10 protein-coding genes, 1 tRNA gene and 1 riboswitch are annotated in these 13,070 nt (G+C 62.9%); of the genes, 8 read left to right on the forward strand and 3 right to left on the reverse strand.

Annotated elements, in window-relative coordinates; genetic code table 11:
- Position 1: 1 nt before the first annotated feature.
- The 3 genes from J3S28_RS24780 to J3S28_RS24790 are packed head-to-tail and all read left to right on the forward strand — an operon-like array spanning position 2 to position 2,932.
- Positions 2-991: a branched-chain amino acid ABC transporter permease gene (locus J3S28_RS24780; protein ID WP_207843622.1), complete on the forward strand. Its 990-nt coding sequence runs from the start codon at positions 2-4 to the stop codon at positions 989-991.
- Positions 984-2,099 (forward strand): ABC transporter ATP-binding protein, encoded by a 1,116-nt coding sequence (locus J3S28_RS24785; protein WP_207843623.1) that lies wholly within the window; start codon positions 984-986, stop codon positions 2,097-2,099. The genes J3S28_RS24780 and J3S28_RS24785 overlap by 8 nt, the downstream gene beginning before the upstream one ends.
- Positions 2,096-2,932, forward strand: a complete 837-nt coding sequence (locus J3S28_RS24790; RefSeq protein ID WP_237342074.1) for an ABC transporter ATP-binding protein — start codon at positions 2,096-2,098, stop codon at positions 2,930-2,932. Before J3S28_RS24785 ends, J3S28_RS24790 begins: the two co-directional genes overlap by 4 nt.
- A gap of 96 nt (positions 2,933-3,028) precedes the next feature.
- Here J3S28_RS24790 and J3S28_RS24795 read toward each other — a convergent pair whose 3' ends face one another.
- Both J3S28_RS24795 and J3S28_RS24800 read right to left on the reverse strand, forming a co-directional pair.
- On the reverse strand, positions 3,029-4,348 hold the full coding sequence (locus tag J3S28_RS24795; protein WP_207843624.1) for an ABC transporter substrate-binding protein: 1,320 nt from the start codon (positions 4,346-4,348) through the stop codon (positions 3,029-3,031).
- 244 nt (positions 4,349-4,592) lie between these two features.
- Positions 4,593-5,222: an ANTAR domain-containing response regulator gene (locus tag J3S28_RS24800; RefSeq protein ID WP_207843625.1), complete on the reverse strand. Its 630-nt coding sequence runs from the start codon at positions 5,220-5,222 to the stop codon at positions 4,593-4,595.
- 145 nt (positions 5,223-5,367) lie between these two features.
- Here J3S28_RS24800 and J3S28_RS24805 point away from each other — a divergent pair.
- The 4 genes from J3S28_RS24805 (at position 5,368) to J3S28_RS24820 (ending at position 10,748) form a co-directional block, all read left to right on the forward strand.
- A tRNA-Leu gene (locus J3S28_RS24805) sits at positions 5,368-5,441 on the forward strand.
- 162 nt (positions 5,442-5,603) lie between these two features.
- Positions 5,604-7,007: an HNH endonuclease gene (locus tag J3S28_RS24810; RefSeq protein WP_307797413.1), complete on the forward strand. Its 1,404-nt coding sequence runs from the start codon at positions 5,604-5,606 to the stop codon at positions 7,005-7,007.
- Positions 7,008-8,430: 1,423 nt separating this feature from the next.
- Positions 8,431-9,213: a hypothetical protein gene (locus J3S28_RS24815; protein WP_207843626.1), complete on the forward strand. Its 783-nt coding sequence runs from the start codon at positions 8,431-8,433 to the stop codon at positions 9,211-9,213.
- Positions 9,214-9,473: 260 nt separating this feature from the next.
- Positions 9,474-10,748: a sensor domain-containing phosphodiesterase gene (locus J3S28_RS24820; protein WP_207843627.1), complete on the forward strand. Its 1,275-nt coding sequence runs from the start codon at positions 9,474-9,476 to the stop codon at positions 10,746-10,748.
- Positions 10,749-11,234: 486 nt separating this feature from the next.
- Here the strand turns inward: J3S28_RS24820 and J3S28_RS24825 are convergent, their stop codons facing one another.
- On the reverse strand, positions 11,235-11,612 hold the full coding sequence (locus J3S28_RS24825; RefSeq protein WP_207843628.1) for a histone-like nucleoid-structuring protein Lsr2: 378 nt from the start codon (positions 11,610-11,612) through the stop codon (positions 11,235-11,237).
- Between the two features lie 507 nt (positions 11,613-12,119).
- On the opposite strand from J3S28_RS24825, the gene J3S28_RS24830 reads away from it, so the two are divergent.
- Positions 12,120-12,698 carry a hypothetical protein gene (locus J3S28_RS24830; RefSeq protein WP_207843629.1) on the forward strand — a complete coding sequence of 193 codons (579 nt, stop codon included), beginning with the start codon at positions 12,120-12,122 and terminating at the stop codon, positions 12,696-12,698.
- Positions 12,699-12,788: 90 nt separating this feature from the next.
- Positions 12,789-12,900, forward strand: a riboswitch (cobalamin riboswitch).
- Positions 12,901-13,070: the final 170 nt, after the last annotated feature.

Raw genomic sequence — 13,070 nt, forward strand, 5'->3', positions numbered from 1 at the left:
CATGGACATCATTTCCGCACTCCAGATCGCAATCGCTCAGCTGGTCGGTCCATCGGCGATCTTCTACGCGCTGCTGGCCATCGGCCTCAACCTGCACTTCGGCTACGCCGGACTGCTCAACTTCGGACAGATCGGCTTTGCCCTGCTCGGCGCCTACGGCGTGGGCATCATGGCCGAGAACTACGACCAGCCGTTGTGGATCGGCGCCATCGTCGGCATCGTCGCCGCCGGGGTTCTGGCCCTGGTACTCGGCTTCCCTACCCTGCGCCTGCGAGCGGACTATCTGGCGATCGTGACGATCGCTGCTTCAGAGATCCTGCGTCTGGTGTTCCGGTCGACTGCCGCTGACGATCTGACCCACTCCACCAACGGCATCTTCGGATACGCCTCCGGCTTCTTCGAGTACAGCCCGTTCGACAACGGCAAGCAGTACGACTTCTTCGGAGTCAAGTTCCAGGGCACCGATCTGTGGGCGATGGTGGTCGGCTGGGCGATCGTACTGCTGCTCTGCCTGCTGGTCTGGCTCTTGGTCCGCAGCCCGTGGGGTCGCGTCCTCAAGGCCGTCCGCGAGGATGAGGACGCCGCCCGCTCGCTCGGTAAGAACGCCTACTTCTACAAGATGCAGGCACTGATCCTCGGCGGCTGCATCGGCGGTATTGCCGGCGTCTACAACGCGCTGCAGACGCAGTCGATCAACCCCGACTTCTATTCGACGGCCCAGACGTTCTTCGCCTATGGAGCACTCATCCTCGGTGGCGCGGCAACAGTCTTCGGTCCGGTGGTAGGAGCCATGCTCTTCTGGTTCCTGCTGGCGATCCCCGATGCACTGCTGCGGCAGGTCACCTCCGGTCCCGACGCGTGGTTCGATCTGAGCCAGCAGCAGGTCGGCGCCATCCGTTACGTCTTGTTGGGATTGGCGATAGCCCTGATGATGGTCTTCAGACCGCAAGGAATTCTGGGCAACAAGCGGGAGGTGCAGCTCGATGCCTGACGGACGCCACGTGAAAGACGGAGACAACTCCGGCGAGCCCGACCTGAGCGTCGACGCAGCCACCCTCACCACAGAGGCGGCCCCGGCCACGCTGGCGGAGTTGAAGGTGCTCGGCGCGGAAGAACGTGCCGCGATCTTTGCCGATGTGAGCCCGGAAGCCGGATCCAGCAAGCCCGATCCGATCATCACGGTTGACGGGATCACCCGTACCTTCGGCGGCCTCAAGGCGGTCGATGTGCACCACCTGGAGATCCAGCGCGGATGCATCACCGGTCTGATCGGACCCAACGGTGCCGGCAAGACCACGTTCTTCAACCTCATCACCGGTTTCGACAAACCTGACACCGGCACGTGGGAACTGAATGGTCACCCGATGGGACGGATTGTGCCGCACAAGGTGGCGCGCAACGGCATGGTTCGGACATTTCAGCTGACGAAGGCGTTGTCGAAACTCTCGGTGCTCGACAACGTTCGGCTCGGTGCCCGCCACCAAAAGGGCGAGCACATGTTCGCCGCGCTCGCGCCCTGGGTCTGGCGTAAGCAGGAGGCCGAAACGACCGAGCGCGCGTACGAATTGCTCAAGCGATTCAAGCTCGACACCAAGGCCGACGACTACGCCGGCTCGCTGTCCGGTGGTCAGCGCAAGCTCCTGGAGATGGCACGTGCGTTGATGACCAATCCCGAGGTCGTCATGCTCGACGAGCCCATGGCCGGCGTGAACCCCGCGCTGACCCAGAGCCTGCTCGAACACATCAAGTCGTTGCGCGACGAAGGCATGAGTGTCGTGTTCGTCGAACACGACATGGACGTCATCCGCGACATCAGCGACTGGGTGGTGGTGATGGCGCAGGGCAAGGTGATCGCCGAGTCGCTCCCCGAACGGCTCGGGGACAACGAGGCCGTCGTCGATGCGTATCTGGGCGGCCATCACGATCAGGCGCTCGAATTCGATGCTGACGGCAACCCTGTCGGCGAAACGGCGGCGTTGGCCGAGGAAGTCGAGGCCGCCATGGAACAGACCCTGAAGGCAGGCGGTGATCTGTCGGAACCGATTGTTCCCACACGGGACACATCCCACGGCACCACGGACAGAAAGGACAAGGCATGAGCGGTCCCGACATGTCCAAATCGGCTACAGCACAACCAGATAAGGGACTGACGCGCGCCGAACTGGCCGCGACTCCCGAGGTGCATCGCGAGCAGGCCGTCAACGCGCTGCTGCGTGCCGACGACATCACCGCCGGCTACCTTCCCGGCATCAACATCCTCGAGGAGTGCAACTTCTACCTCGACGACGGTGAGATCGTCGGCATCATCGGCCCCAACGGTGCCGGCAAATCGACGTTGCTCAAGACGCTGTTCGGGTTGATCCCCGTGCGCGTGGGCGCGGTCAGTTTGCGCGGGGAGAACATCACCTCCGCCAAGGCGCACGTCTTGGTGACCAAAGGCGTCGGTTATGTGCCCCAGACGCTGAACGTCTTTCCGGCGCTGACCATCGAAGAAAACCTCGAGATGGGGATCTACCTGCGCCCGAAGAAGTTCAACGAACGTTTCGAGTTCGTGTCCGAACTCTTCCCGTTGCTGTCCGAGCGCCGCAAGGTCAAGGCAGGTGCGTTGTCCGGTGGCGAACGTCAGATGGTGGCCATGGGACGAGCGCTGATGATGGAGCCGTCGGTGCTGCTGCTCGACGAGCCTTCAGCCGGGTTGTCGCCGATGTTCCAGGACGAGGTCTTCATCCGCATCAAGAAGATCAACGCCACCGGCGTCTCGGTGATCTTGGTAGAGCAGAACGCCCGACGCTGCCTGCAGATCTGTGACCGTGGCTACGTGCTCGATCAGGGCCGCAACGCCTACACCGACACAGGCCTCAACCTTGCCAACGACCCGAAGATCATCGAGCTGTACCTCGGTACCCTCGCCGGAAGCTCTGAAAAGAAGTAGCCCAGAACGCCTTTCGAAGCCTTCACAAACAGCAGGGAGGCCCGGACCTTTCGGTCCGGGCCTCCCTGGTGCGTTCAGTCAGGCGATGTCAGGACATCAGTTGTCCGAAACCACCTTGTAGTCGGCGACCGGATCGATCAACTTGTTGTTGCCGTCGAACTCGAGTACGCCATACGAGCCGATGGACGGCTCGCCTGCGGTCACGAACGCGAGTTCGCCGGTGACACCGTCATAGTCGATGTCGGTGCCCGCCTTGACCAACGCCAAGCACTCCGCGTACGTGGTGCACTTGGTGCCGTCCTTGGTCACGCCGTTGATCTCCGAGGCGATGGCCATACCGTTGGTCGACTTCGCGATCTCCGCGGCGAGAGCTGAGATGACAGTGGCGTCGTAGCTCTCCTGTGCGTAGTTGAAGTCGATGAGGGCCGGGTCGACTGCCTTGAGCCGGGCTGCAAAGTCAGGTCCCAGCGCGGTCAGCGGCGCTGTGCCCTTCATACCCTCGAGGATGCCGGGTCCAACGGATTCACCCAGAGCGTTGCCCATGTTGCCGTCGACGCCGAAGACGAGCTTGTCCTTCGGTCCGATCTGGACCTCGTTCATGCGGGTGATGATCTTGGCGCTCTCCTCGAACCCGATGACTGCGATGCCGTCCGGGTTGAAGTTCTTCACCTGGTCGACCTCAGCATTGAAGGACTGCGCGTTGGGGTCGTAGATGATTTTCTGGATCTGGTCCGACGGAATGCCGGCAGCCTCCAGGTCGGCGACGGTGTTGTCGGCCAGGCCGGTTCCGTACGGATCGTTCATCGCCAGGATGGAGACGCGCTGAACACCGCCTTCAGCGATCACCTGAGCCAGGGCCTGCGCCTGCAGCGTGTCGGCAGGGGCGGTACGGAAGTACATGCCCTTGTCCTTGTAGCAGGTGAACTCGTCCGAGGTGTTGGCCGGCGAGAACATGACTGCTCCAGCGCTGGCGATCTTGTCGATGACCTTGAGGGACACCGAGGACGATGCCGCACCGATGATGACCTGGGTGCCGGCCGCGAGCTCGCGGTCGACAGTGGCGCTCGCGGTATCCGTGGTGGTGTCGCCGGAGTCGCCGTTGACTTCTTCAACGGGCTTGTCCAGCACGCCGCCTGCGGCGTTGATGTCGTTGACCGCCAGCGTGACGCCCGCGAACTCGGGCGGGCCGAGGAACGCCAGGCTGCCGGTCGCAGGAAGCAAGGTGCCGATCTTCAGGGGATTCGTGCTGACCGGGCCAGGGGTGGCCTGATCGACGTTGTCGCCGCAATCTGCGGTGGCTGTCGTGGTCTCGCTCGACGACGAATCTTCGGAATCGTCTGAACTGCTACACCCGGCCAATGCCAAGGCGGCAACAGCCGCTGCGACTGTTCCCCTCAAGAGATATCTGTGGGCCATCAATATTCTCCTCGCGGTAAATCACTCGAGCGCGGCGCGACTTTTAACGACGCATACGACCGCCACTCGCTCGGGTAAAGCTAGCGCGATCGTGTTGCCCACGAGTAACGTTCGTGAAACTCCGATGACGTCCGCCCAGGCTGTGACCAGATCGAGACCAACGTGCTGTTGCGGCTGTCGCAACAGGGCTCGTCGCGCCCGGCTCATAGCCAGGCAAGGTGCCGTGAAGACATTGCCCGGCAGGCTATTTGGCCTTCGTGCCCAAAGTCTCGATGACTACTTCAGCAACCGCCTTCATGGTGGTCCTGCGGTCCATCGCCGCACGCTGGATCCACTTGAAGGCCTCGGGTTCGGTAAACGCATGCGTCTGCATCAAAATGCCCTTTGCGCGTTCGACCAATTTCCGGATCTCCAGACGCTCCGTCAGATCCGCAACGTCCGCTTCGAGTAGATGGAGCTCGGTATAGCGACTGACCGCCACCTCGATCGCCGGCACCAGGTCCGCCTTCGTGAACGGTTTCACGAGGTAGGCCATCGCACCGGCGTCGCGCGCCTTCTCCACGAATTCACGCTGACTGAACGCGGTCAGCATCACAACCGCGGACAGCCGCTTGCTTGCGATCTCTGCCGCGGCATCGATGCCGTCGCGGACCGGCATCTTCACGTCCATGATCACCAGATCAGGTCGGAGTTCTTCAGTGAGGTCGACGGCCACCTGACCGTTTGGGGCCTCCCCGACGACGTCGTAGCCCTCTTCACGGAGCATCTCGATGAGGTCCATCCGGATGAGCGAGTCATCTTCGGCGACCAAAACCCGTCGCGTCACGGGCGTCGACTCCTCGGCCTTGGCTGCGCTTGCGTCCGTCGTCGCCATCGGTCCCACCTCCACGTTGAAATGCCTGCCCACTGGCACGCCCGGCCAGGGCTTTCACCCCCGCCACTTGCACCACGATAGGACGCAACAGTACCGGTTGGATTCTCACCGGGCTCGTCATCTAAAGTGACCTCTGCAGGAAGACGCCCCCGTAGCCCAATTGGCAGAGGCAACGGATTCAAAACCCGTCCAGTGTCAGTTCGAGTCTGACCGGGGGCACCGAGCAACCTCTATGCCGCAACCCGCTTCATGTCCTGCATTAGTCGTATATCCCCCATCAGCGCTCGCCGCCGCGTTCCGCGGAGCGCACCGCAACCTCATTGTCGGTGGGTCCGGCTACTGTCACCGCAGAACTGAATCAGGGGTCATCAGGGGGCAGAAGTGTCGGTCAACGCAATCGAGTCGCAACCGTTCGGAGTGGTGTACGGGTCATCGAACATCTTCGACACAGCCGATCCCGCAGGGCTATCGGACGTTCAACTCACCGAACGAGTCGTCGGATACGCCAGTCAGATCGCGGCCCTGACCGCACAGTTCTTCGACCTGCTCGTCGAGTTCGACAACCGCGGGGTCTGGAACGGCGAAGGAATCCGTTCCTGCCCACAATGGCTCTCCTGGCGCACCGGACTGTCATTACGCACCGCCCAAGACCACCTGCGCATCGCCCACGCACTCATCGAGCTGCCACACCTGCACACGGCATTCCACGACGGGCGGCTGTCGTACTCGAAGGTCCGCGCGCTGACCCGCGTCGCCACCATCGACCGCGAACAAGAATTGCTGTCGGTAGCGCTGTCAGCAACGGCGGCACAGGTCGAGCATCTCGTTCGATCCATCAAACACATCGACCACCGCGACGACGACAGTGCAACGAAACCAGCCGAATCCGACGCCCGGTGGCGGTGGAACGACGACGGAACACTGTCGGTGACCATGCGACTGCGACCCATCGACGGCGCCCGACTTCTCGCCGGCGTCGTGCGCAGTGAATACGAACGCACCCGCACCTGCACCGATCCTGATCTTCCTACGGAAGTCCCGGACAGTGCGCCCACCGATACCGCTACGCCGAAACCAGATCTCTGGCGGCATGTGCCCTCCAACATCGCCGAGGCGGTCGTCGCAATGGCCGACTCGGTCGCGACCATGATCGACATGCCCGAGTTCGCGCCCGGAGCCGAAATCGTGATCCACACCGATGCCGAGGACGCCGAGACCGAACCGCACCTCGACGGTGGTCCGGCGGTCTCGGAAACCAAGACAGATGAGGCGGCATGCGGTGGGTCAATACGCACCGTCAGACACCGGCGCGACAAGACTGGCAAGTTGGGTGTGGCGATGACCTGGGGTCGCAAACGCCGCCTACCCACCCGGTCATTGCTCCGCGCACTGTTCGAACGAGACCGCGGGTGCCGGCACCCGGGCTGCGGTCGCACCCGACACCTGCACGCCCACCACGTCCGCTTCTGGCGCAACGGCGGCACCACCGACCCGGACAACCTGATCCTGTTGTGTTCTACCCACCACCGCGCACTCCACCACGGCGAGTTCACCATCACCGCACTCGGACACCAGCGGTTCACCTTCCACCGCACCGACGGCTCGTTGATCGAGACCGCCCCCGCAACAACAACTCCCACCGGCTGGCAACCCGACCCGAAAATCGCACCAGACGCAGTCGAACCCGTCGGCGGCGGACGCCTCGACCTCGGCTACACCACCGAAGTCCTTTACGCCATCTGGGAACTGCGCACCACACAGCACGAACAACCCATCGCCGCCTGACGGCGCTCCGCGGAACGCATTGAACCCTGCCGATTGGTCTTGGTATGTCGTGGACGTCAGCGCTATTGGCCCTTAGCAGCTCTGACCAGCTTCCGTGCCAAATACCTCCGACAGCTCGAAGGGCACGCACCACCTTCATCTACGCGCCGATTCCTCGTCGCAGAGAGCACCAGTCGATCACTTCGGCCGGTGTCGAGGGGCGTCAGCCAGTGGCGGGTGCTATGGGGATGGTCACCGACACTCACCCCACCCATCCCGGCGACGAAACTGGGCGACAGGAAATCGCGGCCTTCTCCATGGCGAGGTTGGTCCGAGCCAGAGCCAGATAGCGCAGCGCCAATTCCACGCCTGATATGTACCCCGCGTCGTATTCGGGGTCACGCTTTGTGGCCGTGATGATCTCATCGGTCAACCGCGCTTCAATTGCTTGCAGGATCGCCTTCTCACGACGGCGGTCCCGGCGTCTACTCGGTACCGAGGCGTCGGTGTGACCGGCCTCGCCCGACGGTCCAGACGCGTGGTGGTCGAGAAGTGCTCGTGCAGTGCGGCCAGCACCTCGGCGAGTGTTCGATTGCGTGGACCGGGGTCAAGCATTCTTGCGCCTCCGGACGACCGTCCGTTCCGCCACTGCCCTTTTTTGGTCACGTCTCTGCTTGAGCACTAGACGCTTCTTCTTCGAACTCGAATTCTTTTCTGCCATCATTCCTCAATGCCATAGGTGTATCGCGGCTGCAAGAGCCGCTCACCGACCGACCATAGCCCAGAAAAAAATAAAGTCCAGCTGCCCACGAACTCACCCCCGGGTAGCCCTCTGCCCGTCCCGAGATTTTCACATCTTCTTTGCCACAGTAGTTTTCGGAAACACGTCCGCAAATAGAGCGGACTGGCTTTTATTTTTTTCCGGGCTAGAGTCCGGTTAACTGATAAAAAAGGAGTGTGGCCGTGAAAGCGGTTGTCATGGAGTGCTGTTTTCGAATCTGCGCAACGCCGGCGCGGATTCTCGCGTTTCGGTGCCATGCGGAGAAACTTGCCGGCGCGGCGTTCTCGCAACGAACGCGCCGCTCGAGCGCGACGATCGATTCGGAGTCCCGACTGCTTCCGCGGCAGTGGCACATGCAGAACGACGTCGCCCGTCTTGGCGAGCCGCAGTGCCAGGAGGTGTGCTTGGCCTTCGCAGACAATCCGGCCCGACTGACCGCGGCCACCCTCGAGGCGCTCTCCCGCGACATCCTGGCCACGCTCGATACCAACACGGTGGAGGCGTCGCCTGAGACCGTCCCGTGGATCCTCACGCTGACGACGGACGCCGATGCTGGGTACCGACGACAGATTACGGACAGGCACCCGAAGTTGCACACCACTGCCAGCTTCGCCGCCGACGCTCACACATACCTCAAAGTCTTTGCTACACAGGAGATCATGCATGACCACCATCGCGCTATCCCCGCAGCGACCGCAGACCAAGGGGGCTCTAGACCAACAACTGTCTCGACTGTTCCAGTTGAGTAACGAGGTCAGTGCCGTCCTACTCGGTTCGGTAGAGGACGACCAACGCACCTCTACATTGCCAACCGGATCTGACAGGATGTTGGTGGTGGTCGTCGGCCGCGAGAATGACCTCAGAGATCGCGTGTGTGACTCGCTGGTCGATTCGGGTGCAGTCGTCGAGGTCATCGACCCCGGCCCACCCGAACTACGAAATCGGCACAGCGGACACCGTCGGTCGGGTCATGCCGAGGGTTCCCCTGTCTCGCACCGAGACGGTCTCCAGGCATACGTCGTCACCACAGCCAACGCGTCCGGCTCCGAGGAAAGATCAATGCGTGGTCGGTGGAGGCATCGGTGGGCCCGGCGTATCGAGATGGAGCGCTTGCTCGCAGCCGCATCAAACGCAACCTCAACACCGGACTCGTGCCGCATTCTCGTCGTCGGCGAAGAAAGCGCGACCGACCAGAACCGATCAGATCCCTCGTGGATTGCGAACCTTGCTCGTGACATCGCATATGAGGCCGTGATCAACGGAACGCGAGTGGAGTCCGCGGCCTACACACAGGTCGCGGACGGTACCGGCCTGCCCGGCTCTCTGCGCCGTGTCGTCGACTGGTGCGTAGGTCGGAATCGTCGCGAGCCTCGGCGAGAAGACGAAAGAATCGCTGTCCTGCCGGATTACCCGGCCCACCAGCACAAGACAACAGCGTTCGCGTGAGCAGTCGGGCCGCGCGTGAGCCACCGGTCAGCAGCTACCGAGTTCCCGGGCACGACCCTCGCATGACCGGAGACGAGCAACGATGACGCACGGTCAGTGACAAGACAGACCATCAATGCCCTGCGCTATTGCTCCTCAGGCCAGTTGATGTCCGCGACCGAACCCGAGGCAGGTGGCGCAACACGGTTGATGTCCAAAGGCCGCCGCTGATGCGACGTTGATAACGTGGCCTTCAAGGTCCAGGAAACGGTGGGGTACTCATGTCAGCCTCAGGCGACAACGTTGATGTGCTCATCGCCGACGGTGCCATGCCGCCGATCACCAGCGTGTACCAGCCCATCGTTGACCTGCACGATCTGCGGACCATCGGATACGAAGCGTTGGCACGTTGGCCTGATGCACCACACCTACATCCCGGAGCCGTCTTCTCCGCAGCCAGAGCAGCGGGGGCTCTCGATGAGCTGGACCGAGCCGCCCAACGAGCAGCGCTGCAGGGCGCACACCACGCCGCCCTCCCCGAGTCCTATGCGCTATTTGTCAACGTTGAAGCCGACACCACCCCTGCGGTGTCACTGACGAAACAGATCGCGCCGGCCCGCCACCGTTGGGCCGGGCGTCTGGTCGTCGAGATCACCGAACGGGCGCTGCTCGTAGACCCAGGCCGCGTCATCAACATCGCCGAAAGCGCACGCGCCGAAGGTATCGGCGTAGCGCTCGATGATGTCGGCTCCACCGCCGACTGCCTGACCATGCTCGACTACGTAGCACCCGACATCATCAAGATCGACGGCCCGCTGATTCGCGCCCGCAGACCCACATCGTCGGACGCCGCGACCATCGCGGCGATCGCCGCCTACGCCGAAACCAACCCCGCCACCCTCATCGTCGCCGAAGGCATCGAGACCGCCGCCGACCTGCTTCAAGCTCGTTCTCTAGGCGCCAGATACGGGCAAGGGTGGTACCTGGGCCGACCCGGCCCACTACTCACCGACCTACCGGCTGTACACCGGCCCCTTCCCTCGTTCGCTGCGCGCACCAGAGCCGGTGGGCATGACTCACCATCGGCGATCCTCGAGCACCTACCCGCCAGAGAGGGCCACAAAGGTCTCCTCGCGGCGTTGTCCCGGCACCTCGAAGACTCCGCCGCAGGTGCCCACGGACCGGTGACCGTCCTCGCCACCTTCCAGCACGCCCGCAACTTCACCTCCGCAGTGGCCCAGCGTTTCTCGGCTCTGGCGAGCATCCACCCCCACGCGTTCGTCGTCGCCCTCGGTGTCGACATGCCGCCGCACCCCGCGCCCGGCGTCCACGGCACCGCCATCACGCCCGGTGAACCCCTGGCGCAGGAATGGACGATCACGGTCACCGCCCCACATTATTTCGGTGCACTGATAGCCCGCGACGTCGGCGACCCCTCCATCGAACCCGACCGGCGCTTCGCCTATACCTTCACCCACGATCGACCACTGGTCACAGCGGCCGCACGCACTCTTATGCGACGCATCCACCGCACCGACGCACCACTCCCTCACTGACCAGGCCCGCCTCGCGAATGCATGTCGCTACCGGACGTGTGTCTCGCTGGGGCGTCGAACACCGATGCGGTACACGCTGAGATCTCGGTGAGCACGCCATCTCCATGTAGGTGTCCGTGTCGGTCAATGATGGATTGAAGTCGTCCAGATCAATCACCACGACCACGAACGGCGCCGACAAGCCATAATGCACGCCAGCGAAGGTTCTTTCGGCGTCCAGACCTCCACGGTTGCGTAGACCGGTCAGCTGGTCGTACAGCGCCCAAGTGGCATCTTGGCGGAGCAGAAGCAGTGACGTAGGAGTTCGAAGGGGGTCGGGCCGTTTCACTACTGGGCTATGCCCATGACCGCGTAGCGCCGACCCCGACGGCGTTTCACCACACTGAAATCGTTCGCCCTAGCCGAGTAACGAGTTCTACGTTCGAAAGTGACGACTGCTGACAACGGGCGTGGTATGGCCCCGCGGAAAGATCACTGGCAGGGGCGTCAGTGCGCTGCTTCGAACTCCTCGACGATTGCGCGCGGGATGCGACCACGGTCGGAGACCTCGTAGCCGTTCGCCCGTGCCCATTCGCGGACCGCCGACAGCTGCGCCTTGTCGCCGCCGGCGACGGCTGCGGGAGTGGTGGCGCGCGTGGGGGCAGGGGCCTGCTTGTTGGCGGAGCGCTTTTGCCGGCCGCCGATCTTGGTGGCCTTGTCGATCCACTTCTGCATGTCCTTGTCGAACTTTGCTGCGGACTTGCCACCGAGATCGAGTGAGTAGTCCACACCATTGACGGTGAACGTTTCCACGATCACTTCCGAGGGATCGAGCTCGGAGCCGTCGAAATCGTCGGTGATGTGCTCGATGGTCTTGCGTGCCATAGTGATGGGCCTTTGCTGGTGGCGACGCGGTACAAGCGCCGGGTGAATGCTGTCGGATATCGTTCGCCCGAACATACCGCCGCTCGGTGGTGTACACCGAACTGGGGATATACCGCGCCGCACCGCAGGTGCTAGGTCGACAACAAGTTCTCGCGCATCTGTCAGCAGCTGCAGCCGCATCCTCCGTTGATACGCGCACGTGGCACGGACCCCCGAGTGGGATCACGGAGCGAAAACTTTAACGCAGTTATAGGTGTTCCCCACTAGGTGGACACCCGTTATCCCCCACCTGATCGTCCTGACGGTGGACGCGTCCCAAGCGCGCAACGGTAGATAGTTGTGGATGTCATCGACATACCGCCCACGCAGCGAATGAAGTTGCCGGAGAGACAAACTGAGGAACAACAGGGCAAACGCAAATCTGGCGCCCTGTCAACGGCGACGGCATCAAAGCATGCTCCGAAAGGAACGAGCACCGCCGCCACCAACACGAAATGAGGTGCTGCGGTGACACACGATCGCGACGCATTCCGCGCGTGGCCGGCGGGAGCAGGTCCGGAAAGGTCGCCCATCCACACCGGCGCACAGGGCTTGTGGATCCGCGAGTTCGGCCTGCGACCGTCAGCGGGTGTAAATGTCGACCCCTCTGTTCTGCGACCTTTCAGCCTCGCTGGACTGGGCCTGACCCGCCTCGGCCGACGGCGCACCCCCACTCGGCCGCTGCCCGTGGCGAGTCGATTGGCGATCGACATCACCGACCCACATGCGTTGTCGATCACCTATTTGGAGCACACCGACGACGCCGAAACACCGCTCGCACACGCGCAGTTCGCCGACGAGCATCCTGTGGCCTGGATCGCCGCGGTCACCAGGCAACAACACATACTTCTGACCGTGTCTGACCACGGCCCAGCATTGGACTCTCCTGGCCCTGTCACCGCAATTCACGCGCTCGGCGGCGCGTGGGCCGGAATCATTGCTTGCAACGCGGACTGCGTGCGCCGATCCAGCGGGTCGGCAGCGGCGGACTGCGCCCGACATCGACTCACCGACAAACAACAGCGGCGGACGGGCCTGGACCAATGACACACGAAGTGCCATCGTTGATCGGCGCTGTAGATCGTTTAGGTCCTACCCTGCCGTTCACCCCTGCACTGGTCGGTGCGATAGTGAGTTTGCATTGCTAGCACCCATGGTGGGGGAAGCCGGTCGAAGTCCGGCGCTGTCCCGCAACGGTAGGCCGTCATCTGACGGCGAGCCCGATCGCCCGCATGGGGGCTTGTGACTCCGTTATGTCGTCGTGGTTTGCGAATGGGAGTCCAGCGAGGCAGCTGGTGACCTCTGGCGTGTGCGCACGCCACGGGTGGCCCTGCCGTGCTGGATCGACTCGTACGCCACCTGAGCAAGATCTCGAGGTCCGATGTCGATCAGCACCCCGTCATTCCACTTGCGTACGCT

Origin of the sequence: Williamsia soli, from assembly GCF_017377795.1 — a bacterium.
Taxonomy (GTDB): Bacteria; Actinomycetota; Actinomycetes; order Mycobacteriales; family Mycobacteriaceae; genus Williamsia; species Williamsia soli.

Excerpts from the sequence above, each read along its gene's own strand:
- J3S28_RS24780 (WP_207843622.1), top strand. The coding sequence starts at position 2 with ATGGACATCATTTCCGCACTCCAGATCGCAATCGCTCAGCTGGTCGGT.
- J3S28_RS24785 (WP_207843623.1), top strand. The coding sequence starts at position 984 with ATGCCTGACGGACGCCACGTGAAAGACGGAGACAACTCCGGCGAGCCC.
- J3S28_RS24790 (WP_237342074.1), top strand. The coding sequence starts at position 2,096 with ATGAGCGGTCCCGACATGTCCAAATCGGCTACAGCACAACCAGATAAG.
- J3S28_RS24795 (WP_207843624.1), bottom strand. The coding sequence starts at position 4,348 with ATGGCCCACAGATATCTCTTGAGGGGAACAGTCGCAGCGGCTGTTGCC.
- J3S28_RS24800 (WP_207843625.1), bottom strand. The coding sequence starts at position 5,222 with ATGGCGACGACGGACGCAAGCGCAGCCAAGGCCGAGGAGTCGACGCCC.
- J3S28_RS24815 (WP_207843626.1), top strand. The coding sequence starts at position 8,431 with ATGACCACCATCGCGCTATCCCCGCAGCGACCGCAGACCAAGGGGGCT.
- J3S28_RS24820 (WP_207843627.1), top strand. The coding sequence starts at position 9,474 with ATGTCAGCCTCAGGCGACAACGTTGATGTGCTCATCGCCGACGGTGCC.
- J3S28_RS24825 (WP_207843628.1), bottom strand. The coding sequence starts at position 11,612 with ATGGCACGCAAGACCATCGAGCACATCACCGACGATTTCGACGGCTCC.